Raw genomic sequence first — 25907 nt, 5'->3', positions numbered from 1 at the left:
CATATATAATTTTATTCCGGAGTTATCAAATAGATTGTACAATCGTCAAAATTAATTTCCCAATTTCCATTTTCTGCGCTCTCCCAATTGTATTTGGCGGAAGTTGAGGCCCACCAATTCTGAAATCGGTTACTTGTCACACCAAGATCCAGGACAAGATGTTCATATAGTTCGGTATTATCGGCTGTTAAAATTTTGGCGAGTTCATTAAGACCGTTGCGGCGCTCAAAAAGTGATTGGATTTCATCGCGTTCGGCTTCCGTCACACGACCTACTGCTTTTTTCATCGTTTTATTCGTTTTAATTGTTTGCAAATTTGTCAAATGGATCAAGATAAGTAAGTTCGGGAATTTCTTTTCCGGGTAGGAACTGTCCTATTTCCCGAATATTAGCAAGAAGTAAGCGCGAAGCATTACGTTCAATATGAGCCATGACACACTGTTCGTGACTCGGCGTATTGACCTCAAGAGTCATCTTGCGGTTAAGCCAAACACAACGTTTGCACTGCCAGCTATCACATGTCCGACAAATAGGGGCATATTCAAGTTTATAAAGATGTCGGTTCTTTATATCCAATCCGATTTCAATATCTCCGACTGAAAAGCCATCTCCGTCAAAATAAAAAGCCGGACATAGATAAAATTTGCCATCAGGACAAAGCGATATGGATTCATAACCGGCATTGCAGTTGTTCATTTTATCAAGAATAATCCGATCAGTCAACAGATTGAACTGTACATAATGATTTTTCGTATATTCTTCCTTTACACATCCCGCCAAGTCATCAAGAAATCTACCATATACCTCATTAAGCGAATCATTATATTTTTCTACATCTGTCGGAATTACTGTTACACGATTAACTTTTTCGATCAGACCTTTGATCTTCTCAACTGCGTCAATCAGATCTGACAGTTTTCCTCTGACCACATAAGCGGTATCAGTCTTATCAGCAATAAGTTCCAACTTTTTCAAATCTGAAATGACAATTACGTCGGAATCAGATTTTTCAACTTCATCACGACGTCCATACGGCATTATAGAGGCATGATAGACCGTTTCGATTATATCCTTGTACTCCTGTGGCAGCTCATAGTCCGGGAATAAGAACTGAAATGTGACATTCTCTTTCATGCCCCATTCAATTCCACTTTTCAGTGTCTCAAGCGGGATAAGCCGAGACTTTGACGAGGGATTGGAGTAATGGCAATAAGAGACAGATGTGTCATCAAGCTGTATAATGAGATATTTAATCATAAGCGACTCTCAAAAATAGACAAATAAATTCGTTCAAAAAAACGACTTCCAACAAAGTTTCAGCTTATACCGGATTCAGCATGGCTGATTAATATCAGGCCTTTTATTTTCTCGAAATTCATCCACGCAATTTTCTTTTTCCAGTTTTCGATAGAGTTTATTCCAATAATAATTATTGGCTCTGACACGCGCTTTGTGCATCTTGCATATAGCAGTCGAACGCTGGAAAACTGTTGGAGTGTCAGCGGCATCGTAGTTTTCTCCCTGACACCATGCACATCCGCTCGCCACATCACAGTCAATACATTCTTGCGGAGACTGAATGAGTCGGTCAAGGGTCAAAAACGGACGCAATTTATTTTTATCAATGCCATCATTGACGTTTCCAATTATAATAGGCTTCTTTTCGCGAAGAGAATAGGCAGCAAAACGAGTGCACGGATAAAAATTACCTGCGGCATCAATAGATAACATACGTCCTGCGCCACACCAATTCTGATTTTCAAGAACTTTATCCAACGGCTTGCCTATATGTTCTGCAAAAAATGAGCAAGCATAATCTTCATACAAATCGCTATCTATAATTGCGTCAGCCAATTCTATCAGCTGATTTTCAAAGAGAATATCGTCACCCTCTTTCCAAACATTCTCAAAGACAACATTTATGTTCACCTCATGTATTCCAAGTGAATAAAGGTGAAGAACCGATTCTTTGATATATGAAATATCGGCAGAACTGATTGTAACCTTTGTTCCTCCGACAGGGAACTGGGAAAGCCACAAGGGAATATTCTTTACAACAGAATCATAACTTCCTCTTTCCGGGCCATCGCTCTTCCAAATTCGGTTAAGATCATGTTTTTTCTTTGTTCCGTCAATTGTAATGCCAATGGAGAGATGATCATAATTCTTAGCAATAAATTTCTGGACTGCTTCGGAATCATAGTTTATGCCATTCGTTGAAAATGAAAAACGATAAGAGTCAAACCAATGATGATTAAGCCTAAACAATTCGAATTTTATATAATCACAAATTCGATCTATCAATTCGATCTCAAGGAATGGTTCGCCACCTATAAAATCAAAGATCACCGAATGAGTAGAGAACAAAACATCATCCTCATGAGCCAAAATATAGTCAATCGCTTGTTTGGCAACATCAAATGGCATCCGCTCTTTTTCATTCTTTCCTACAAGGTAACAATATTTGCAGGCAAGTTGACAATCTTTTGTCACAATGAATGTTATATTCTTTGCACTTCCGTCTTTCCACTGTACCGCTCGATTATGAATTTTGGCCATAACATATTTAATTGCTAAAAGGATTTATTAATCCCAAGGATTTTTAGCAGTTCCCTTGCAGCCATTATGGCAGAAGTTAAGACATGAATCTGAACAATAATTCACACAGCCTGTACAATATCCAGTACACCCTCCTGTACAGCCCAAGCATTGACCTGTACATCCAGCAGTACAATCATTAGAACAGTATCCGCCACAACCACCTACGCAGCCTCCACTACAATCATTGCAATTCTTATTATATCCTTTTGGCATTGCTTTAGCAATAATAGGCATATTAGCCAATGCGATAGCGCCGAGGATAGGCAACGCACCCTTGGCGGCATTCTTGAAGAACTGGCGTCTTGACTGAAGTTCTTCGTTTTTGTTTTGTTTCATGATTTTTAATCAAGCCCTATAAGCTCCCCGTATTCGGGCTGATTGGTTCATACAAAAAAAGCGTAGGAGTCTGTATCTGTTACCGTCCTACGTTCAGAGGCTTCTCGCATTGCCCTAATAAAGTCGGACGGCAACGCAGAAGCCCACGCTTGTATATGCAATAAATGCCCCGGCCATATTCCTCTCGGAATACGATGCCGGATGCAGGATATTACACATCCACGGGCATCTACCGTTGCTCAATCCTTGACTTTATTATGAAATTTTGCGAGAATTTCTGAACGTCAAGAATCAGCGCGGATAAACGCTTTTCAATTATGTCTTTTGCATTCCCGCCCACGTGACCCATATCGGGCTTCTGCGGACGATATGCGTTGGCAAAGATATGGAGTATTTTTCATTTCGGCAATAGGGCGGAGAAAATATTTCTGATTTTCAGCGGGATTGACAAGGTGGATAATTAAAGCAATATGGCGGGATGGTGAATGTTTCGCACCTACGGCGCTCTTGTTATTGTGGGGATGCTATGATACCACAGCTGCGGACTCCTCTGGAGCCCTTGCAGTGGCCTGGATTCGCCCCGCCGCTACGCGGCTCGCCTGGAAAGTCCCGTTTCGGGAGGGCTTTGAGGTCCTGAGCTCCTCCAACCCCCACGCGGCTTGCCTGGAAAGTCCCGTTCCGAGATGGTAGGGTCAGGCTGGCCGCGTAGCGGTCAGGAGAGTTCAGGCCACTGCAAGGGCTCCAGAGGAGTCCGCAGCTGTGGTATCCCTAAAGCCATCTCCACCACCAAGAGCGCCGTAGGTGCGAAACTCATCGTCCATCTCAAATCATCGCAGCAAAAAAACACGTAGGTGCGGAACTTATCGCTCATCTCAAATCATCGCAGCAAAAAAAACACGTAGGTGCGGAACAAGCGGGATGACTGCGGGTGTGCGGGTGGGGATAAAGGACTATTAACCTATTTTATAGCAGGTTTTAACATTTTTGACGCGTTTTCTTTGTTATTTCCGTAAAAGGCCGTAAATTTGCCTTATCACCATAGAAAAACTATCTGTCCGGCAAATGCGGCCTTTCCGCAGTGCCGCCAACATGAAAAATCATTTATACTTTCCCCTATAATTAATATGGAAAACGAACAACTGCTTAAAGAAGTCACAGCCAAAGCTCAAGTATGGCTGGGTGACGGTTATGACGAAGAAACACGTCAGGAGGTTCAGCGAATGCTTGACGCTGAGGATAAGACAGAACTAATCGAATCTTTCTACAAGGATCTTGAATTCGGCACAGGCGGTCTGCGCGGCATCATGGGTGCAGGCTCTAACCGAATGAACATCTATACTGTCGGCGCTGCGACCCAGGGCCTGGCCAACTATCTGAAAGAGGCTTTCAAGGATCTGCCCGAAATCAGCGTGGCTGTCGGCCATGACGTGCGCAACAACTCGCGCAAGTTCGCCGAGATCGTTGCCGATATTTTCTCTGCAAACGGTATCAAGGTATATCTTTTTGACAGCTTCCGCCCCACCCCGGAACTTTCGTTCGCCATCCGCCACTTCGGTTGCCAGAGCGGTGTGAACATCACTGCCTCACACAACCCGAAGATCTACAACGGCTACAAGGCTTACTGGGAAGACGGCGCGCAGATCATCGCTCCCCACGACGTCAACATCATCGACCATGTCAACCGCATCAAGAGCGTCAAGGAGATCAAGTTTGACGGCGACAAGTCGAAGATCCAGATCATCGGCGCCGATGTGGACAAGGTGTATCTCGACAAGATCAAGGAACTGTCACTCAGCCCCGACGTGATCGAACGCCATAAGGATCTGAAGATCGTCTACACTCCGATCCACGGCACAGGCGTAGAGCTGATTCCGGATTCACTCCGCAACTACGGCTTCACCAACATCATCCACGTTCCGGAACAGGACGTTCCGAGCGGCGACTTCCCCACCGTCGAATCGCCCAACCCCGAAGTTCCTTCGGCAATGGCTATGGCCATCGAGAAGGCCAAGGAGGTCAACGCCGACATCGTCATGGCTTCCGACCCTGACGCTGACCGTATCGGCTGTGTGATCCGCGACAACAGCGGCGAATATGTGCTGCTCAACGGCAACCAGATCGTGATGATCCTCCTGAACTACATCATCACCCGCAACAAGGAACTCGGTCTGCTCAAGGGCAACGAATTTGCCGTGAAGACAATCGTGACCACCGAGACCATCAAGGCAATCTGCGAGGCGATGAATGTCCGTCTGTTCGACTGCTACACCGGCTTCAAATGGATCGCTGCCGTTATGCGCGACAATGAGGACGTGCTCCGCTACCTCGGCGGCGGCGAAGAGAGCTACGGCTTCCTGGCCGAGACTTTCTGCCGCGACAAGGACGCTGTCTCAGCTATCTCACTGATGGCCGAAGCCTGCGCATGGGCCAAGGACAAGGGCATGGACTTCCAGGCCATGCTTGCCGACATCTATCTGAAATATGGTTTCAGCCACGAAGTAGGCGTGTCTGTCGTCCGTCCGGGCAAGACCGGTGCCGAAGAGATCCAGGCCATGATGAAGAGCTTCCGCGAGAATCCGCCCAAGACTCTTGCAGGCAGCCCCGTCAAGACCATCAAGGACTACGGCTCACTCAACCTCATCAACGTCGACACCAACACTACCGAGAAACTCGACTTCCCCTGCACTTCAAACGTGCTCCAGTATTTCACTGAAGACGGCTCGAAGGTTTCTGTACGTCCTTCCGGAACAGAACCCAAGATCAAGTTCTACATGGAAGTCAAGGTTCCGATGGAGAAGGTCGAGGACTACGACAAGTGCGGCAAACTCGCCGAAGAAAAGATCGAGGCCCTGAAGAAGGATCTCGGCATCGCATGATGAATGAATAATGCAATCCTCAACCTGCAATGCAGGTGATACAGAGGGCATCTGATGCAAAACGGCAACGGAACCAAACCATCCATAGTTCATTTCCGTTATCAATGCATCGGGTGCCCCTCTTTCTTTATTCAAGAGGTTGTTTAAAACAATCTCTAACCACCCTATTAAGCTCCTGCCCAATCCCCCACCAAATTACCTTTCTGTTTGTCCATGACCACGACCTCAGGTTTCAGCTCTGTGCTCCAGAATATTGTCAATGCCGTCAGCGGTGTGCTGACGGACTATGTGCTGGTATTTGTCCTACTGGCCGCCGCGATCTTTTTCACCGTCATGACGCGCGGAGTCCAGTTCCGTATGATCGGCGAGATGCTCAGGCTGCTCGTCCGCTCAGGCAAGAAAGACAACGACCGGCGCAAGAACGATGCCCCGGCCCACGGCAATATCAGCTCTTTTCAGGCCTTTGCCCTGTCAATCGCCTCGCGCGTAGGCACCGGGAATCTCGCCGGAGTGGCCTCGGCGATAGCTTTAGGAGGTCCCGGCGCTGTGTTCTGGATGTGGGTGATAGCAATTCTTGGAGCGGCAAGCGCATTCGTGGAGTCGACCCTCGCACAGCTGTTCAAGGTCAAGGGCGACAAATCGTTCATGGGAGGCCCTGCATATTACATTCAGAAGGGGCTTCACAAGCGCTGGTGGGCCGTTACGTTTGCCGTGCTGATCACCCTTACATTCGGTTTTGCCTTCAATTCGGTGCAGTCCAACACGATTTCCGATGCCCTGGCCTCATCGTTTGCCATCCCGCGCGAGGCAACGGCCTGGGGACTCTGCCTGCTGACTCTCGCCATCATCTGGGGCGGCGTGCAGCGCATCTCGCGCGTAAGCGAGGTTGTGGTTCCGGTTATGGCCATAGCTTACATTGTGCTTGCCGTGGTGATCATTGCGATCAACATCGGCCGCTTCCCTGAAATCCTGATGCTGATTGTCAGCAATGCCTTCGGCGCCAATGAGGTTTTAGGCGGAACGGTGGGTGCGGCAATGGTCATGGGGATCAAACGCGGTCTCTTCAGCAATGAGGCGGGCGAAGGTTCAACTCCCAACGCTGCGGCTACGGCTTCGGTGAGCCATCCGGTGAAGCAGGGGCTGATCCAGACGCTCGGTGTCTACACGGATACTCTGCTGGTCTGCACCGCGACGGCTTTTATCATCCTTTGCAGCGGTATTTTCGAGGAGGGTCATGACGGTATCGTCCTGACGCAGCATGCAATTGATGCCGGACTTGGCGGGGGCCATCGCTACGGGTCGATTTTCGTGAGCATCGCAATTTTCTTTTTCGCGTTCACAAGCATCATCGCCAATTATTACTACGGTGAGACCAATATCCGTTTTATCCGCAACAGTGACCTGGCGATCAAGGTCTATCGTCTTCTTGTCGGGGCTATTGTCTATGCCGGGGCGGTGGTTTCGCTTGATCTTGTGTGGGGTTTCGCTGATATCACTATGGCTCTGATGACTCTCTGCAATCTTGCGGCTATCATTTTGCTCGGTAAATATGCGATCCGTCTGCTCAGGGATTATCAGGCACAGAAACGTGCCGGGAAGGATCCGGTCTACCATTCGTCGACCATTCCGGAAATCGCCGACGAGACGGAGTGTTGGGAGTAAGATGGTAAATCGGTGTCCTGACGGACACCTTTATTTATTGTATAAATCATTAACCCGTGACACCCTGCGCTGCGCGCGGGTGTCACGGGCTATATGTAAATCGGCGTCCTGACGGACGCACGGGGGATGCGTAATCCTGCATCCTACGGACGCGCGAGCCGATTATTCCGGACGCTTTGAAAAGCGCCACGGGCAACCGGGCGGTTATTCCTCGGTTCCGGCGAATTCCATCAGGTAGGCTTTGATGAAGGCGTCGAGGTCGCCGTCCATCACTCCGCCTACGTCGCTGGTCTGATAGTTGGTGCGGTGGTCTTTGACTCGGCGGTCGTCGAAGACGTAGCTGCGGATCTGCGATCCCCATTCGATCTTCATCTTTCCGGCTTCGATCTTGGCCTGCTCCTGGAGACGGTGCTGAAGCTCCTTGTCATAGAGAATGGAGCGCAGCTGACGCATGGCGTTTTCCTTGTTCTTGGGCTGGTCACGGGTCTCGGTGTTCTCGATGAGAATCTCTTCCTGCTCGCCGGTGTAGGGGTCGGTGAACTGGTAGCGCAGACGCACACCGGATTCGACCTTGTTGACGTTCTGACCGCCTGCGCCGCCCGAACGGAAGGTGTCCCACGAGAGCAGGGCCGGATCAACCTTGACCTCAATCGTGTCGTCGACAAGCGGGGTGACGAATACAGAGGCGAATGAGGTCATGCGCTTGCCCTGGGCATTGTAAGGCGAGACGCGGACAAGACGGTGGACGCCGTTTTCGCTCTTGAGGTAGCCATAGGCGAAATCGCCCTCGACGTTGATCGTGCAGGACTTGATACCGGCTTCGTCGCCTTCAAGAAGGTTGGCGATCGAGGTCTTGTAGCCGTGGTCCTCACACCAGCGCAGATACATGCGCATGAGCATCGAGGCCCAGTCCTGGCTTTCGGTACCGCCGGCACCGGAATTGATCTTGAGCACGACTCCGAGCTTGTCCTCCTCGCGGCGAAGCATGTTGCGCAGTTCGAGGTTCTCGATCTTGGTGATGGCGTCGGCATAAAGCGCGTCGATCTCCGACTCTTCGACGAGGCCTTCTTTCAGGAAGTCCCATGCGATCTGGAGTTCGTTGACAATCTTGTCGATCTCCTCGTAGCCTTCGATCCAGGCCTGGAGATCCTTGATTTTCTTCATCTGGGCCTGAGCTTCTTTAGGATGTTCCCAGAAATCAGGCACATGGGTGCGGAGTTCTTCCTCCTCTACTTGGATTTTCTTGCTGTCGATGTCAAAGATACCTCCTCAGCGCCAGCTTGCGCTCAAAAGTCTCTTTTAATTGTTCCTGAGTAATCATAATTGTTTTATTCAGTCGCTTGGTTAATATTTCGTTGTCTTTTTGAATTTTCCGGATACAAAGGTAAGCATAATTTTCCACCCGCGAAAACAGCGGGCGGCGGAAGGGGATGCGGCGAGGATGCGGGAGCCGGGGACTGTTTTCGCAGCGGTCAGCCGAAAAGGTTCAGCCGATGGCGGTTGAGAATGACATAGAGGATGACCGGAACGCCTATGACCGGGGTGATGGCGTTGATCGGGATGATGCCGCGCGATCCGGGCAGGACGCTCAGAAGCACACATAGCAGGCCGAGTGAAGCTCCGGCGAGGGCCGTGGCGGGCATGAGTATCAGATGGCGGGTGCTGCGTGTGAGCAGACGCGCCACGTGAGGCACGACCATGCCGACAAAAGCGATCGGACCGCAAAAGGCTGTCACGACGGCTGTCAGGATGCCCGAAAGGAGCAGAAGCCTGTTGCGCGAGCGACGCACATCGACTCCGAGGTTTGCCGCATAGGAATCGCCAAGGAGCATGGCGTCAAGAGGCTTGACCATCAGCATCGAGAGCGCTATAAAGATGACTGCGACCGGGGCAAAGACCAGCAGGCGCGGCAGCGAGACTCCCGAAAAGGATCCGAGACCCCAGATGACAAAGGAATGAACCCCCTCCTGAGTCGCGAAGAAGTTGAGCAGCGAGACTGCCGAGGAACTGAGATAGCCGACAAGGATGCCGACGATCAGCAGCATGGTCGATGAGTTGAGGATCCGCGAAAAGCCAAGCAGCAGTCCCAGAACGAGCATTGCGCCCGCAACGGCGGCGACAATTATGCCTACCGACTCGCCGATGAAACCCAGCGAACCGCCGAACGCAAGCATGACCACGGCCACTCCGAGGCTCGATCCGGTCGAGACACCAAGGATCGAGGGTCCAGCAAGCGGATTGGCGAAAGTGGTCTGGAGCATCAGGCCTGCAATGGCAAGCGATGCACCGGAAATGAGGGCCACAATGGCGGTGATCAGACGGGAACCGATGACGATCACAGGCCAGGAGGGACGCGAGGCATCTCCGCCGGTCAGGATCGTCAGCACCTCGCGGGCCGGAATGTCGACCGACCCGATGAACAGACACAACACGAAGAGAATCAGCGTTGCACACAGAAGTCCCCAGAGCGACAGGCTCTCCCGGCGGGTAGACAATGAAGGAAGTCCGCTCATGGCTCTATCCGCTTATAATACCGCGTGGTATCGGTCCCGGCATAGTCCGGACCAAGGAAAAGCAGGATGTATTCCCGCAGGAGTTTTTCAGGATGGAAGGGAAAATCCTCGAACAGAGTGGAGGTCGAGGTGTCGGCGACATAGACCTCACCGCTCTTGAAAGCATCCATACGTGAGTTAAGCTCATAGGAGCTTTTGAGTTCAGAGAGAGTCAGTCCGGGACCGTAGTTGCGGATGAGCCAGATGTCAGCATCGCAGGCCTTGTCAAAAACCGACGAGAAATCAAGCTGGACAGAGCCTGAGTCCTGGGTTCCGGCCCAGGGATTGACACCGCCGGCATCAGTGATCAGGCGTGACATGTAGCTGCGCCCTCCGGGCACAAACCAGACGCCGTTCATCACCCTCTCGGTTATGACTTTCGGGTGAGACGCGGCCTCAGAGGCACGTGAGGCAAGAGCGCGGTAGTCGTCGGAGACTTTGCGCCAGATGCTGTCGGCCTCGGCCTCATGACCGTAGAGCGCGCCGAGAAGCCTGATCCATTCGGCCCGCGCGAGAGGAGTGGCCTCCATGTAGTCGGCACACTCGATGATCGGGAGTCCGAGGCTCTCGACAACTCCGTAGGATGAATTCTGATAGGGCGAGGCAAGGATGGCGTCGGGATTCAGCTCGGTCACTTTCTCGACGTCAGGCGACATCGAGGAGCCGACATCCACGATCGAGCCGCGGTCGAGCCCCTCGCGGATTTCCGGCATGGTGAAATAGGCGCCTTCGGCCACTCCGCTGACAGCAGCGATGGCACCGAGCTCTTTGACAGCACCCGCGTGGACCCCGGAGTAGACCAACGAACGTTTCAGCGGGACACGCACCAAGACTCCGTCGGGCAGATTTTCGGGGAGTCCGGCAGAATCAGGAAGCAGGACGTAGCGCTGAAGCAGTTTCGTACTGTCCCAGGGATTTTTGACATCGGCCACAAGGTAGCCGCCGCAGTCGACGAGGGTCAGCAGGCGGGCCTCGGATGTGAGGGTGTCACCGACAATGCCGGTGTCTGAAGCCGACGAGCCTTTGCAGCCGCAGAGAAAGCCTGCGGACAGAGCGGCTGACAGAAAGAGAGACAGGAATTTATGTTTCATTGATTCAGGGGGTCAGTATTCAGAGGGTGTTCAAGAGGTTGTTTTAGAGGTTGTTTAAAAACAATAGCTGTTTCCGGACCTACCTCTCAATACTTGACATCCCACAGGAAGAGAGCCTCACCGGGCATGGAGGTGCCTGCCGCACAGCGGTCGCGACGCTCGATCACCTCACGGAACTGCGCGATCGACATCTTGCCACGGCCTACTTCGACGAGAGTCCCGACGACGGCGCGCACCATGTTGCGCAGAAAACGGTCGGCGGTGATGATGAACACCCATTCGTGGTCACCGAGACGCTCCCAGCGCGCATAGCTCACGCGACAGATGTTGGTCTTGACATCCGTGTGGAGTTTTGAGAAAGAGGTAAAGTCAGAAGTCTCAAGCAGGATCTCGGCCGCACGGTTCATCGCATCGAAATCGAGCGACACCGGGGCCTTCCAGCTCAGAGGGTAGAAAAAGGGGGTCTTCTCCGTGACGGCATAATAATGGTAGGTGCGGCTGACGGCATCGAAACGGGCATGCTTGTCAGGGGCAACCTCATAGATCCGCTGCACGGCTATATCCTTGCCGACAACCGCATTGAGTTTCCTGACAAGTCCGTCAGGATCGTCCAGCGGAGTCTCAAGATCGAAATGGGCCACCATCATGCGGGCATTGACACCGGCATCAGTACGCCCGGCGCCGGTGATTTTCATCGCCCGGCGCAGAATCATCGACAAGGCATCCTCAAGCACGGACTGCACCGTGACTTCTCCCGGCTGACACTGCCAGCCGTGGAAAGGCGCGCCGCGATATGAAAGCTGCATGAAATATCTCATTGCCAAACCAGCGGAATCAGTCGGTAAGATCAGTCTTTTTCAATGTAAGTGTAGCCATAGAGGCCTGAGCGGTAGTTGCTCAGGAACTCGCGACCCTCCTCAGGAGTGATGCGTCCGGCTTTCATCGAGGCGGTCACCCAGGCTTCGACGTTGCGCACAAGTTTCTTGGGATTGAACTGCACGTAGTCAAGCACATCGGCCACAGTCTCGCCGTCGATTATACGGTCGATCTCATAGCGGTCCTTGTAGACGGAGATATGGACCGCGTTGGTGTCGCCGAAGAGATTGTGCATGTCGCCGAGGATCTCCTGATAGGCACCGACGAGGAAGACTCCGAGATAGTAAGGCTCGCCGGGTTTGACAGGGTGGACAGGGAGAGAACTTGCCGTACCGCCCTGCGAAGAGATGAAGTTCGAGATCTTGCCGTCGCTGTCGCAGGTGATGTCCTGAAGCGTACATGTGCGCGAAGGCTTTTCGTCAAGGCGCGAAAGCGGGATGATCGGGAACACCTGGTCGATGGCCCAGGAGTCGGTCAGCGACTGGAAGAGCGAGAAGTTGCAGAAATACTTGTCGGGCACCATTTTGGCAACCTTGCGCATCTCTTCTGGGGCATGCTTCATATTGTCGGCGATCTCACCGACCTCGCGGGCTATGCTCCAGAAAAGTTCCTCAATCTGGGCACGGGTGCGCAGGTCGAGCATACCGAGGCTGAACATGTCGAGCGCCTCCTCGCGGATCTGCAACGCATCGTGCCAGCTTTCAAGAAGACGCTGCTGGTTGAGCTTGTCCCAGATCTCATAGAGTTCCTTTGCAAGTTCATGGTCATCTTCCTGAATATCTTTCGAATCCTTCCAGAGAGGGAGCTGGGTGGTTTCCAGCACTTCGAAGACGAGGACCGAATGGTGGGCCGTCAGCGAGCGTCCGCTCTCGTTGATGATGTTGGGCTGCTTCAGACCGTTCTTCTCGCAGGCGTCCACGATGGCCGACACGGCATCATTGGCATATTCCTGGATGGAATAGTTCATGGAGCTGCCGGAAGCGGAGTTGCGTGTTCCGTCGTAGTCCACGCCCAGACCGCCGCCGATGTCCATGAAGTCGATGTCGAAGCCCATGTTTGTGAGCTGGACATAGAACTGAGTGGCCTCGCGGATGGCGTTCTTGATGCGGCGGATCTTGGTGATCTGGCTGCCGATATGGAAATGGATAAGTTTCAGGCAGTGTTTCATCTTGTTGCGCTCCATGAAATCAAGCGCTTCAAGAAGTTCCGAGGAGTTAAGTCCGAATTTCGACTGATCGCCCCCGCTTGTCTCCCACTTTCCGGAACCGGAAGAGGCAAGTTTGATGCGGATGCCGACATTGGGGTCGATACCGATGCGCTTCGCGACCTCGGAGATGATGCGGAGTTCATTGAGCTTTTCGACCACAAGATAGATGCGGCGGCCCATCTTCTGGGCGAGCAGGGCCAGTTCGATGTAGGTCTGGTCCTTGTAGCCGTTGCAGATGATCAGAGCGTTTTCCTTGATGTTGGTGGCAAGCACGGCATGAAGTTCGGGTTTTGAACCGGCCTCAAGACCGATGTTGAACTTCTCGCCGTGAGTGACGATCTCCTCGACCACCGGCCTCATCTGATTGACTTTGATGGGATAGATGATATAGTTCTGGGCCTGGTAGTCATACTGTTTCGAAGCCTGAGCAAAACAGTTTGAAATCTTCTCGATGCGATTGTCGAGAATATCGGGGAAGCGCAGCAGGACAGGCGAAGTGATGTCCCTGACCTGGAGTTCGTCCATGACTTCACGCAGATCGACTGAAGCAAAACCTTCGCGTGGCGTAACCGCCACATTTCCTTTTTCGTTAATGGAGAAATACTGTCGTCCCCAACCCTGAATATTGTACAGCTCCGAGCTGTCTTCAATACGCCATCTTCTCATCGGCTATTTTCGTTTTTCTGAATTGTTTCTGTAATTTATAAACTTAGAGGTTATTTTTTATCCGGCAAAAGTACAACTAATTCACCAAATCGGCCCATTTTTATAACAATTATTTTCATTATTTTGGGATATTAGCGATAAAGATTGTAACTTTGCTTCATAAAATCACAACAATAACTCCTATCACATTTTATAAAACTTAGTATGGATAAGAAATCTGCTTTCTCACTCCTTTTCGGCTCGGCACTCGTGCTGACCGGATGTAGCAAGAAGATGAATCAGTTTGCAGCTGATTACTTCAGCACCAATCCCAATCCGCTCGAAGTAGTTGGACAGAATGTACCCGCCACCGTAACCGGCAACATTCCCCCGAAATTCTTCGTCAAAAACGCCACTGTGACAGTGACCCCCTACCTCACATTCAACGGCACTGAAATAGCCGGCACCGCCCAGGCATTCCAGGGTGAGAAAGTACGTGGCAACAACCGTGTCATCTCCTATGACAACGGCGGCACCGTCACCATTCCCGTCAACTATGCCTACAAGCCCGAAATGCAGCGTTCGGAGCTGTATCTCGGCTTCACAGTTGATCAGAAAGGCAAGCAGTACGTGCTTCCGCGCGTGAAAGTTGCCGACGGCATCATCGCAACCGCAGCTCTCGCTGACGCAGGCACCGTCGATCCCGCAACCGCTGCCGACAAGTTCCAGCGCATCATCAACGAAAAATACTCGGCTGACATCCACTTCCTCATCAACCAGGCCAACCTCCGCGAAAGCGAGCTGAAGAGCGACGAAGTTCTCCGCCTCAACCGCGACATCAAGGCTGCCGCAGGTGATGAAAACCGCAAGATCGAGGAAATCAACATCCAGTCATACGCTTCGCCTGACGGCTCGCTCGACTTCAACACCCGCCTCGCCCAGAACCGCGAGACCAACACCCAGGGCTATCTGACCAAGCAGCTCCAGAAGGACAAGGTGACTGAATTCGGCGAACTGACCGCCAACTTCACTCCCGAAGACTGGGAAGGCTTCCAGAAGCTCGTCGCTGCAAGCAACATCCAGGACAAGGACCTCATCATCAGCGTCCTCTCAATGTACAAAGATCCCGAACAGCGCGAACGCGAGATCCGCAACCTCTCAAGCGTATTCGACCAGCTCGCTGACGAGATCCTCCCGCAGCTCCGCTATTCACGCATCACTGCAAGCGTCAACGTGATCGGCAAGAGCGACGAAGAAATCAACAAGGCTTTCGACACTGATCCCTCTACTCTCAGCGTTGACGAACTCCTCTACGGCGCAACCCTCACCGACGACCTCAACCGCAAGAAAGCTATCTACACCGCTGCAACCAACCTCTACCCCAACGACTACCGCGGCTTCAACAACCTCGGCAAGGTGCTCTATCAGCAGGGTGACTACGACGCAGCTATGGCAAGCTTCAAGAAAGCAGCCCGCGTCAACTCTTCGGCTCCCGAAGCACAGATGAACCAGGGTCTTGTCGCTCTCGTCAACAATGACCTGCGCGCCGCCAACCAGTCGTTCGGCAAAGCCGGCGGTGTTCCCGAACTCGGATCAGCTCTCGGTGTATATTACCTCCAGCAGGGTGACGTCAACGCAGCTGTCAAGGCTTTCGGCAACGACAAGAGCAACAACGCCGCTCTCGCCCAGATCCTCTCCAAGGATTACAGCAAGGCCAAATCAACCCTCGCAGCCATCCAGGCTCCCGACGCCACCACCTACTATCTGATGGCCATCCTCGGTGCCCGCACCAACAATGACCAGATGGTGACTTCAAACCTCCGTCAGGCAATCAAGCTCGACAAGTCGATCGCCAAGCAGGCTGCCAACGATCTCGAATTCTCACGCTTCAACCTTTCAAGCGTTCTCTAAGAAACTGAAAGAGTAAAGCAACAGACATTTTCAGGCCCCGCGACGCTGAATTCATTTCAGTCTCGCGGGGCCGATTTTTTTGCAGTTTACGGAAATTCGTCCACCCCTCGGAAAACTTACTGCTCCGGAGCAATGTTAAAAAGTCAGACACATATTTAATATACAGTTTTAATATACAGCTCCTTTAATATATACAGCTCAACTCAACTGACTTTTTCAAATGAACGAGGGAAAAACGCCTGCTCAAAGCAAACACAGACATCACTATCTGATTGACCTCCTGCACTGGGTGATCATCGTGCTCTCGGTGCTGCTGATCGTCTTCATCTCAGCTGACACGTTCAAGGGGATCAACTTCCTTGATGACAGATTCTACATGCACTTCCAGTTCTGGGTGTGCATGGTGTTCATAGCCGATTTTTTCATCGAACTCGCAGTCTCCACTGACCGATGGCACTATGTGCGCACCCGAATCCTCTATCTGCTCCTCTCGATCCCCTATCTCAACCTCATCAGCCTGCTGCACATCCCGCTGAACCAGGAACAGCTGTTTTTCGTGCGCTTCATCCCCCTGGCCCGCGGAGTCATGGCGATGGTGATCGTGGTCAGCGCATTTTTCCGCAACCGACTGACATCATTCCTGTCATCCTACATAGTCATCCTTGCCTCCTTCATCTATCTGGGCAGTCTGATCTTTTTCTACTTCGAGGAAGGCCTCAACCCCGATGTCAACAACTTCGGGACAGCCCTGTGGTGGGCCTGCATGAACGCGACAACCCTCGGATGTGACATCTATCCGGTCACCGTGGCCGGAAAAGTGCTTGGCTGCATCCTCTCGGTCGGCGGGATAGTGATGTTTCCTCTGTTCACAGTATTTATAACCTCACTCATAAGACAATACACCCGTTCTCACCGCAGCGATCAGACCGCAGCGACGCAAAAAAGTTAGGCAATTATTTTTATAGCCTATCCAAAAATCGTAACTTTGCAGTCATCGCACAGGGATAAGTGAAATTATGGAACAGAATCCGGACAAACGGTTTCAGATCGACGAGGTGATAGGTCACCTTTGCAGTATCGACGACATGCGCCACGTGTGTCCAGCCCGCACAGGCGAAGGGGAGCCACTGCTTTCCAACTCCGCGGTGCGCCGTATCGTGGACCTGGCCTCGCGCCTGATGTTCCCCGGATTTCTGACCGATTCAGACCATGACACTTCTGTGATGCGCTCGGTCATGACTATCGAATGTCACGAACTGCAACGCCTCCTGACCGAGCAGATCACCGCAGCCCTGTGTTTCAGCAATGACCATTCCGGTACATCTCTTTCCGGCCTGCGCCTGATCGCCGCCCGGATGGCTGATGCTTTCATCGCCGGTCTTCCCGACATCCGCCATATCCTCGACACAGACATAGACGCCACTTATCTCGGCGATCCGGCCGCGACGTCGACTCACGAAGTGATTGTCTGCTATCCCGGCTTCCGGGCAACGATGAGCTACCGCATAGCCCACCGTCTGCTTGAGCTTGAAGTGCCCGTGGTTCCGCGCATGATCACCGAACAGGCCCATTCCGACACCGGGATCGACATCCATCCCGGCGCCCGCATCGGTGAAGGCTTCGTCATCGACCACGGCACAGGAGTCGTCATCGGCGCCACAGCCATAATCGGGCGCAATGTAAAGCTCTATCAGGGTGTGACGCTCGGCGCCAAAAGTTTTGTCACTGACGACTCGAACAATCCGGTGAAAGGAATCCCGCGTCATCCGATCCTGGGCGACGGAGTGGTGGTCTACTCCAACTCCACAATACTGGGGCGCGTGACCATTGGCGACGGCGCTGTCATCGGCGGCAACCTCTGGGTCACCCGCGATGTCGAAGCAGGCGAAAAACTGATACAGGCCCGCGCCGACAACTTCCGTTCGGCCCGATGAGCGCACTCACTCGCCCCCACACCTATTATATATTATCACAACTGATCAAATCAACAAGGAACTATATAAATTGTCACATGGAACATCGTTTTGAAATGGTAGCAAAGACCTTCAAAGGTCTTGAGGAAATTCTTGCTGAAGAACTCCGCCAGCTCGGAGCGGTAAATGTGGAGCCCGGTCGCCGCATGGTCTCTTTCGAAGGAGATCTCGCCATGCTCTATCGCGCCAACATCTGCTGCCGCACTGCACTCTCGATCCTGAAGCCGATCTACAAATTCATCGCCAAGGACACCGACTCTCTCTATGAGATGGTGAAAGAGTACAACTGGAGCGATGTGATGTCCATCGAAAAGACCTTCTCGATCGACACCACCTCCCACTCGTCAGAGTTCACCCACTCACGTTTCGTCACCTACCGCGTCAAAGATGCGATTGTCGACTATTTCAAAGACCGTTTCGGCCAGGACAAGCGCCCCGGAGTGCGTCTGAACGACGCAGACGTGATGATCAACGTCCACATCGACGGCGACCGTGTCACCCTCTCGCTCAACTCATCGGGCGAGTCGCTCCACAAACGCGGATGGCGTGTGGCCCAGACCGAGGCGCCGATCAACGAGGTTCTCGCCGCAGGCATCATTCTCAAAAGCGGATGGCGCGGCGACAGTCCTTTCGTCGATCCGATGTGCGGTTCAGGCACCTTCCTCATCGAAGCTGCCATGATTGCCGCAGGCATCAAGCCCGGAAGCTACCGGAAGAACTTCGCCTTCGAGAACTGGCGCGACTATGACTCCGAACTGTTCGAAAAGGTGATGGCCGAGAATTCCGAACGCCGCGAAGTTCCTTTCAAGATCTACGGATCAGACATCTCGCCCAAAGCAGTGGCGATTGCCGAACGCAACATCCTCGCTGCCGGAGTCGACGAATATATCAACCTCCGCATCAAACCTCTCCAGCTCTGGGACGAGGCTCCCGCCGGAGGTGCCCCCGGTGTGCTCATCACCAATCCCCCTTATGGCGAGCGTATCAACGTCCAGGACATGGAGCAGCTCTACAAGATGCTCGGCACCAAGTTCAAGCGCGTGTTCCTCGGCTATCACGCATGGGTCATCTCCTCCAACATCGACTATCTGACAGCCATCGGCCTGACCCCCTCGGTCAAAGAGTCGATGCAGAACGGCGGTCTTGACTGCGAACTGCGCGAATATGTGATCTTCGAAGGCACCAAGAGCGATTTCCGCCGTGAGGGAGGAGTCATCAAGGAAGAAACCCCTGACCGCAAGGAACGCCGACAGCCGACCCGCAAGAGCGACAGCGAATGGCGCCGTGACGCCCGCGAAAAAGGCATGGGCGGCAAGGATGCCGGACCTGCACGCCGCAAGCCCAACAGACTTGAAGACAAATACCGTCCGCAGAAGGGAGGCTATGCCCGCAGCGAAGAACGCCGCCGCAAATTCAAGGAAGAGACTGCCGCACAGAGCGAGGCCGAACAGCTGCTGTCGCGCCACCGCAATCCCCATGCGCTCAAATCGCTCGGCGAAGCGCCCAAACGCCCGTCGATCCCCGCTCCTGACGGTCCTTTCATGAGAACCCGCCGCCGCTGGAAGCGCCCTGACACCGACAACACCAACTCATCTGCCGAGTAAGCGTCGGACAACTCCGGGAAAACCACCCCCAATTTTTATCATTCAGAATTTTCATCACGTTAATACCCCCCCAACAGCCATGTCACTCCAACAGAATCTCAACACTCTGTGCCAACCTGTCAGCAACACGCCTGAAAACAGCCCCTTCAACGCCGACGAGACTCTTGCCGTCCAGGGCGAGAAGCTCAGAGTGCTGCTCCTCGGATCGGGAGGCCGCGAATGTGCCCTCGCATGGAAAATATCACTCTCTCCCCGCCTGGAAAAACTCTTCATCGCACCCGGCAACGGCGGCACCGACGCTTACGGCGAGAACGTAGATCTCTCCCCGCTTGACTTCGCTGCCATCGCCGAGTTCTGCAAGGCAAACGCGATCGACATGATCGTTGTCGGCAACGAAGATCCTCTCGTTGCCGGAATCTTCGACTACTTCCAGAACGTTGAAGGCGCGCCGCTGATCGTCGGACCCTCCAAGGCCGGCGCCGCACTCGAAGGCAGCAAGGACTTTGCAAAGCAGTTCATGGTGCGCCACTCAATACCCACGGCTGCCTACCACAGCTTCACAGCCGAGACCGTCGAGGAGGGATGCAAATTCCTCGAATCACTCAAGGCTCCATACGTGCTCAAAGCCGACGGCCTCGCCGCAGGCAAGGGTGTGCTGATCATCGACTCCCTTGACGAAGCCAAGGCATCGCTGCGCGAAATGCTCGGCGGAATGTTCGGCAAGTCATCGGCCACTGTCGTGATCGAGGAGTTCCTCAAAGGAATCGAATGCTCGGTGTTCGTGCTGACCGACGGCAACGGCGGCTACCGCATCCTCCCCGTGGCCAAGGACTACAAGCGTATCGGCGAAGGTGACACCGGCCCCAACACCGGCGGCATGGGCGCTGTCAGCCCCGTCGTGTTCGCCGACAGCGAATTCATGCGCAAAGTCGAAGAACGCATCATCCTTCCGACCGTCAACGGCCTGATTGCTGAAGGCATCACCTACCGCGGTTTCATCTTCCTCGGTCTGATCGAGGTTGAGGGCGAGCCGATGGTGATCGAATACAACGTCCGCATGGGCGACCCGGAAACTGAAGTGGTGATGCTGCGCATCGCATCTGACCTGCTCCCGCTGCTCGAAGCCGCAGCCAAAGGCAATCTCGGCACCATGCCTCTGGCCGAGGATCCGCGCCACGCAACCACAGTAATGGTCGTGTCAGGCGGCTACCCCGGCAGCTATGCCAAGGGCGAGGAGATCACCGGAGCCGACTCTCCGATGGCCAATGCAATCCTCTTCCATGCCGGAACCAAGCGCACTGCCGACGGCAAGCTCCTGACTTCAGGCGGACGCGTGATCGCTTGCAGCGCCTACGGCGATTCGATCGACTCAGCACTGGCCAACAGCTATGCCGCAGCAAAGACTGTCGAATTCAACGGAAAATATATGCGCCGCGACATCGGCCAGGACCTTAAAAAACTGAGTGAAAACCGCGGATGACCCGTAAAGAACTCACTTTTACCCGAATAATCCGTTCGCGAGGCATGGGCGTGCTCATAGGCCTCGCGGCGGTTTTTATGACCTTGCAGGCAGAGCTTGCAGGCAAGATCCCCCACCTGGGCGATTTCCGCACAGTGGCTTTCCCGACACCCTCGTCATGGCTCGGCGCAGGAAGCCTCTCAATGTGGCTCAATCTTCTGATTGTGCTCGCCACGGGCGCGGTGATGATAGTTATCAACCGCCATTTCAACCTGCTTAGGACCACATCGGCCTTCTTCGCGGCCTATTTCGTTTTCATAACGGCCTGCACGCCGGTGGTGATGGGGCAGCTCGGCGCCTCCTCCCTTTTAGCGCTCATAATGATGGGGGCCGTCTGGCTGATATTCAGCATCTATAACCAGCGTATAAGCTCACGGCGCGTCTTCCTGACATTTTTCCTCATCGGATTGGGACAACTGACGGAATATTCGTTCGCGCTCTATATTCCGGTGTTCATCGCCGCCTTGGGCCAGATGAGGATATTCACCCTCAAGAAAATCCTCGCTGCGATCTTAGGCAACATCACTCCGGCCTGGATCACATGGGGGCTCGGTCTGGTGCCTGAGCCGGAAATCCCGCAGTTCTGCTTCACTCCACCCTCGATGCTCTTCGACGGACAGGCCGACTGGCCTCTGCTTTCGGCTGCGGCACTGACACTGCTGACCGGCTTTCTTTTCGGCAACATAAACCTCATAAAGATCATCGGTTTCAACGCACAGGCCCGCGCCTATAACGGTGTGCTGACACTCCTCTCGATCGCAACAGGCATTTTCGCCATTGTCAACTTCACGAACCTTCCGCTCTACATCACCCTGCTGAACGCCTGTGTGGCTTTTCAGGTGGGCCATTTCTTCCGCTTCACGGTCATGAGGCGAGGCTACATCGCTGTGGTCACCCTGATGGCGGCCTATCTGGGAATATACATCTGGGATATGCTGAGCTGAGACATAATACTATAAATAAGGTGGTGAGCAAAGCACCACGACACCAAAACCGACACATGAAAATCGTAGCCGACCGCAACATTCCATATATAGCTGACGCCGTCAGAGATCTCGGAGAACTGACACTCCTTCCGGGCGACGCCATAACAGCCGACACAGTCCGCGATGCCGATATACTCCTGACCCGTACACGTACACGCTGTGACGCCTCTCTGCTTGAAAACTCAAAATGCTCCTTCATCGGCACGGCGACAATCGGGACAGACCACATTGACCTGGACTACTGCCGCTCACGCGGAATCACCGTGGCCAACGCGCCGGGATGCAACGCACCTGCCGTGGCCCAATATGTCCTTTCGGCAATCAGATTCTTTCTTGGCCCTGGAGAACCGCTCGCCGGAAAGACTCTCGGCATCATCGGAGTGGGCAACGTCGGCACAATCCTCAACCGCTGGGCTATCGGCCTTGGGATGAAGACAATCCTCAACGATCCGCCGAAACAGCAGAGCGGCGACGGCAACTTTGACTACCGCTCCCTGCGGGAGCTTGCCGGAGAGGCTGATTTCATTTCAGTCCATACGCCCTTCACCACCTCCGGTCCCTGGCCGACCTTCCATCTCATCAATGAAGACTTTCTCACATCGACGCGCCGCCGCCCGCTGATCATCAACGCCGCCCGCGGCGCCGTGGCCGATACCGCGGCGCTTAAAGATGCTCTGAAACGCAGAATCATCTCGGCTGTGGCGATCGACTGCTGGGAAAACGAGCCTGATATAGATCAGGAACTGCTGTCAAAGGCGATCGTGGCCACTCCCCACATAGCCGGATATTCAGCCGAAGGCAAGATCCGGGCGACCGCAATGGTGCTTGACGCACTTGCCCTCCATCTGCAAAAGCACTTCGGACTTGCGGTCACTGCCGAAAAACTAAGCGCCGGACTCCCCGGAGTGTGCCCCGTCCCGGAAACCGTCACCGAGGAGATGCTTGCCTATCACATCGACGCCGACCACATCCTGCGGTGCCTCCCGTCGCCTGAGGCCTCAGTCGGCAAGGAGTTCGAATCACTCCGCAACAACTACAATCTTCGCCCCGAACCACATTGCTGAGATTCCGCCGGATCCCCACTCCATCCGCACGGAACCTCGCCCCAGCGGAAGTCTCTTAAATTTCAAGAAACTTTCTGAATTTGGATCAAAAAAACGTCCTCCGGCATCAGTGCAATCAGCCGCCGGGATGTTATAACTCCATAAGAGTCTGTTTGCTTTTAATATAAGCCAAAACAAACATACTCCAAGAGGTCAACACTTATGAAACAGATTATTTCCATATTGATGATATTCTGCACTCTCGTTGCAGGTGCAGCCACCAAAACGCCGAGAAGAAGCAAAGCCAAAACCGCTAAAACCACCCAGAAGGCCTCTGCGCCGGCAGTTCCGCGTCCGGCTCGCGAGCCATTTGTCACCCGTGTCGACGCTCCTTCGGTGAAAAAGGGTCTTGCCGGAAAAAACATCGCTCTCTGGCAAAGCCACGGGCGCTATTTCGACCAGAACGAGGAGCGGTGGATGTGGCAGCGCGCCCGTCTGATGGGTACTGTCGAGGACCTCTATCCTCAGGCCTATGTCCTCCCCTACCTCGTCCCGATGCTTGAGAATGCCGGGGCCTACGTGCTCTCTCCCCGCGAACGCGACACATCGACCCAGGAAATAATCATTGACATGGACGGCGGATACGCACAGAAAGACTACAACGAGAAAAACGGCCAGCAGAAATGGGCCTCTGCAAGCGGAGTCAAAGGCTTCGGCTACAAAAAAGATGTATTGGGCAACGGCGACAACCCCTTCCGCATGGGGACAGTCCGCGAGGTGGCCACTGTGACCGACCCGGCCAAGGTGTCGACCGCCTCATGGTATGCCGACTTTCCCGAAGGTGGCAACTACGCCCTCTACGTCAGCTATGCCTCTCTGCCCAACAGCGCCCGCAATGCCCGCTACACCGTCAACTCCCTCGCCGGAAGCGAGGAATTTGAGGTCAACCAGCACATCGGCGGCGGTACATGGGTCTATCTCGGCACCTTCCCCTTCGCTGCCGGAAAAAGCGACCGTCCGGTGGTCGAACTCTCCAATCTTTCGTCGGAAAGCGGCAGGATCGTCACCGCCGACGCCGTCAAGATCGGCGGCGGCATGGGCAACGTCAGCCGCTCGGCTCCCGGCGGAGAACCCACAGTCAGCACCTATCCGCGCTTCACGGAGGGCGCCCGCTACTGGATGCAGTGGGCCGGTATCCCCTCTTCGGTTTACAGCATCACCGACGGAGAGAATGACTATGAGGATGACTACAAGAGCCGCGCTCTGTGGGTCAACTACCTCGCCGGAGGCTCCTCGCAGCTTCCGGGCCAGAAAGGCCTCGGTATTCCGATTGACCTCTCGTTTGCATTCCACACCGACGCAGGCACAACCTCCGGCCCGGACGAGACCGTAGGCACAATGCCTATCGTCTACACCAAAGGAAGCCGGCTTGGCAGCGGAGAGGCGCGCACTACCTCAAAACGCTATGCCGACATTGTGACCGACCAGATTGTCAGCGACATTCAGACTCTCTACGAGCCGACATGGACCCGGCGCAAACTCCGCAACAAGCCTTACCGCGAAGTGACGGACACTCAGGTCCCTGCAATGCTCATCGAACTCCTCAGCCACCAGAATTTCGCCGACATGCGCTACGGCCTTGACCCGACCTTCCGCTTCACCGTCAGCCGCGCGATCTATAAGGGCATACTGAAATACCTCCACGAAAAAGACGGAGTGCCTTACGTGGTCGAGCCTCTGCCCGTGAGCCGGTTCCGCATTTCCGGAAGCGGCGGGGAGTATCTGCTGACCTGGCAGGGAGTCGACGACCCGCTTGAACCGTCGGCCAAGCCCACATATTATATTGTCTACGAGCGTGTCGACGACGGGGCATTCACCGAACTGGCCGTGACAGACGATCCCTGGCTGACAGTGCGTGTCAACGATGACCACATATACAGCTACAAGATCGTGGCAGGCAACGACGGCGGCATCAGTTTCCCCTCTGAAATCCTCTCGCTGTGCAACACCGCGACTGACAAGCCGCAGGTGCTCATTGTCAACGGATTCACCCGCATCTCAGGCCCTGCCGAAATCTACGCCTCAGGGCGCGTCGGCTTCGACTATGAGGAAGACCACGGTGTGCCCTACATTCAGGACATCCATTTCACCGGCTGTCAGACCGAATTCCGCCCCGGAATCGAGTGGACCTCCAACGATTCCCCCGGACATGGCGCGAGCCACGCCACTCACGAGACCGAAGTCTTTGCGGGCAACACCTTTGATTTCGTCTATGTCCACGGCACCTCGATACGCGCCGCAGGCTATTCTTTCATCTCAGCCGGAGTTGATGCCTTTGTCGACAACATGCCTGAGGTCGGGATCATAGACCTCATCCTCGGCAAGCAGAAGGAAATCACCGTAGGCACCTCGCAGGAACGCAAGTTCAAACCCTTTACCGAACAGCTCAAACAACGTCTGAGCGAGTTCTGCGACGGCGGAGGCTCTCTCTTCGTTTCAGGCAGCTATATCGGCTCCGATCTCTTCGACAATCCACTGTCGTCAGGCGACCGGCGGGTTTCCGACAGCCGGTTCGGCCACTCTGTCTTAGGCCTCCAGTGGCGCCAGGCCAAGGCTACCGTCACAGGCAAGGTCCGCGAGGTCAAGTCGAAATACAATGAATTCAGCCCCGGCCTCTCGTTCACCTTCCGTCAGCAGCTCAACGCCGACTGCTATGCCGTAGAATCGCCGGAATCATTCAGCCCGATCGACAAATCGAACGGCACTGCCATACTGCGCTACACCGAAAACGACTACATAGCCGGCGTAGCCTTCGATCCAGGCACCCACCGTGCCGTAACCCTCGGCTTCCCCTTCGAGACCATCACCGGAAGCTACGAGCGCGATGCCCTGATGAAACAGATCCTCGACTTCTTCACCGCCCCCGAAGGAGTCCATCCCGGCGCACGCCCGAAGGTAGTTCCTGAGACCATAATCGCCAACGAGCCGCCGACCACCCCCTGCCAGACCCGCTGCCCGCGCAACC

Annotated in this window: 20 protein-coding genes; 11 read left to right on the top strand and 9 right to left on the bottom strand. The window is 53.8% G+C overall.

Translation table 11 applies throughout. The annotated features are described in order from the left end of the window. Positions 1–11 precede the first annotated feature (11 nt). The 4 genes from K2H17_RS01025 to K2H17_RS01010 all read right to left on the bottom strand — a co-directional run bounded on the left by K2H17_RS01025 (position 12) and on the right by K2H17_RS01010 (position 2937). Positions 12–287, bottom strand: a complete 276-nt coding sequence (locus tag K2H17_RS01025; RefSeq protein ID WP_300130348.1) for a CXXX repeat peptide modification system protein — start codon at positions 285–287, stop codon at positions 12–14. 13 nt (positions 288–300) lie between these two features. After that, on the bottom strand, positions 301–1257 hold the full coding sequence (locus K2H17_RS01020; protein ID WP_300130345.1) for a CXXX repeat peptide maturase: 957 nt from the start codon (positions 1255–1257) through the stop codon (positions 301–303). A 75-nt stretch (positions 1258–1332) separates the two neighbouring features. Further along, a complete protein-coding gene (locus K2H17_RS01015; RefSeq protein WP_300130344.1) occupies positions 1333–2559 on the bottom strand; it encodes a radical SAM peptide maturase, CXXX-repeat target family in 1227 nt (408 codons plus the stop codon). Positions 2560–2586: 27 nt separating this feature from the next. Beyond that, entirely contained in the window at positions 2587–2937 is a 351-nt protein-coding gene (locus K2H17_RS01010) for a Cys-Xaa-Xaa-Xaa repeat radical SAM target protein (RefSeq protein WP_300130342.1), read from the bottom strand. 683 nt (positions 2938–3620) lie between these two features. Here K2H17_RS01010 and K2H17_RS01005 point away from each other — a divergent pair. The 3 genes from K2H17_RS01005 to K2H17_RS00995 all read left to right on the top strand — a co-directional run bounded on the left by K2H17_RS01005 (position 3621) and on the right by K2H17_RS00995 (position 7475). Then, the gene (locus tag K2H17_RS01005; RefSeq protein ID WP_300130341.1) at positions 3621–3788 is read left to right on the top strand and encodes a hypothetical protein; all 168 of its coding nucleotides are present in this window, start codon (positions 3621–3623) and stop codon (positions 3786–3788) included. A gap of 273 nt (positions 3789–4061) precedes the next feature. Then, positions 4062–5813, top strand: a complete 1752-nt coding sequence (locus K2H17_RS01000) for a phospho-sugar mutase (protein ID WP_300130339.1) — start codon at positions 4062–4064, stop codon at positions 5811–5813. Positions 5814–6026: 213 nt separating this feature from the next. Further along, positions 6027–7475 (top strand): alanine/glycine:cation symporter family protein, encoded by a 1449-nt coding sequence (locus K2H17_RS00995; protein ID WP_300130336.1) that lies wholly within the window; start codon positions 6027–6029, stop codon positions 7473–7475. A 204-nt stretch (positions 7476–7679) separates the two neighbouring features. Here the strand turns inward: K2H17_RS00995 and prfB are convergent. From prfB to speA, 5 genes are all read right to left on the bottom strand, one after another. Continuing rightward, positions 7680–8796 (bottom strand): peptide chain release factor 2 gene (gene prfB / locus K2H17_RS00990; protein WP_300130334.1). Its coding sequence is split into 2 segments (ribosomal slippage): positions 7680–8732 and positions 8734–8796, totalling 1116 coding nucleotides; the frame shifts between segments, so codons are not numbered across the junction. 151 nt (positions 8797–8947) lie between these two features. Continuing rightward, a complete protein-coding gene (locus tag K2H17_RS00985; protein WP_300130332.1) occupies positions 8948–9988 on the bottom strand; it encodes an iron ABC transporter permease in 1041 nt (346 codons plus the stop codon). Then, on the bottom strand, positions 9985–11118 hold the full coding sequence (locus K2H17_RS00980) for an ABC transporter substrate-binding protein (protein ID WP_300130330.1): 1134 nt from the start codon (positions 11116–11118) through the stop codon (positions 9985–9987). The genes K2H17_RS00985 and K2H17_RS00980 overlap by 4 nt, the downstream gene beginning before the upstream one ends. 86 nt (positions 11119–11204) lie before the next feature. Further along, positions 11205–11936: a tRNA pseudouridine(38-40) synthase TruA gene (gene truA / locus K2H17_RS00975; protein ID WP_300130327.1), complete on the bottom strand. Its 732-nt coding sequence runs from the start codon at positions 11934–11936 to the stop codon at positions 11205–11207. Between the two features lie 29 nt (positions 11937–11965). Beyond that, positions 11966–13867, bottom strand: coding sequence for a biosynthetic arginine decarboxylase (gene speA, locus K2H17_RS00970; RefSeq protein WP_300130325.1), 1902 nt, complete (start codon positions 13865–13867; stop codon positions 11966–11968). Positions 13868–14071: 204 nt separating this feature from the next. Between speA and K2H17_RS00965 the strand changes: the two genes are divergently transcribed. The 8 genes from K2H17_RS00965 to K2H17_RS00930 all read left to right on the top strand — a co-directional run. Then, positions 14072–15757 carry a tetratricopeptide repeat protein gene (locus K2H17_RS00965; protein ID WP_300130323.1) on the top strand — a complete coding sequence of 562 codons (1686 nt, stop codon included), beginning with the start codon at positions 14072–14074 and terminating at the stop codon, positions 15755–15757. Positions 15758–15977: 220 nt separating this feature from the next. Further along, the gene (locus K2H17_RS00960) at positions 15978–16706 is read left to right on the top strand and encodes a potassium channel family protein (protein ID WP_300130320.1); all 729 of its coding nucleotides are present in this window, start codon (positions 15978–15980) and stop codon (positions 16704–16706) included. 67 nt (positions 16707–16773) lie between these two features. After that, the gene (locus K2H17_RS00955; RefSeq protein ID WP_300130317.1) at positions 16774–17691 is read left to right on the top strand and encodes a serine acetyltransferase; all 918 of its coding nucleotides are present in this window, start codon (positions 16774–16776) and stop codon (positions 17689–17691) included. A 77-nt stretch (positions 17692–17768) separates the two neighbouring features. Beyond that, entirely contained in the window at positions 17769–19334 is a 1566-nt protein-coding gene (locus tag K2H17_RS00950; RefSeq protein WP_300130315.1) for a THUMP domain-containing protein, read from the top strand. Between the two features lie 79 nt (positions 19335–19413). Beyond that, positions 19414–20814, top strand: a complete 1401-nt coding sequence (gene purD, locus K2H17_RS00945; protein WP_300130314.1) for a phosphoribosylamine--glycine ligase — start codon at positions 19414–19416, stop codon at positions 20812–20814. Further along, positions 20811–21797, top strand: coding sequence for a hypothetical protein (locus K2H17_RS00940; protein ID WP_300130312.1), 987 nt, complete (start codon positions 20811–20813; stop codon positions 21795–21797). The genes purD and K2H17_RS00940 overlap by 4 nt, the downstream gene beginning before the upstream one ends. Before the next feature lie 56 nt (positions 21798–21853). Continuing rightward, the gene (locus K2H17_RS00935; protein WP_300130309.1) at positions 21854–22903 is read left to right on the top strand and encodes a 4-phosphoerythronate dehydrogenase; all 1050 of its coding nucleotides are present in this window, start codon (positions 21854–21856) and stop codon (positions 22901–22903) included. A gap of 201 nt (positions 22904–23104) precedes the next feature. Then, positions 23105–25907 (top strand): N-acetylmuramoyl-L-alanine amidase (locus tag K2H17_RS00930; protein WP_300130307.1); only part of this gene is annotated, 2803 nt, incomplete at its 3' end.

Origin of the sequence: Duncaniella sp. (assembly GCF_029054785.1) — a bacterium.
Classification (GTDB): domain Bacteria; phylum Bacteroidota; class Bacteroidia; order Bacteroidales; family Muribaculaceae; genus Duncaniella.
The sequence above is the reverse complement of the archived record's forward strand: the minus strand, read 5'-3'. Positions and strand labels throughout refer to the sequence as shown.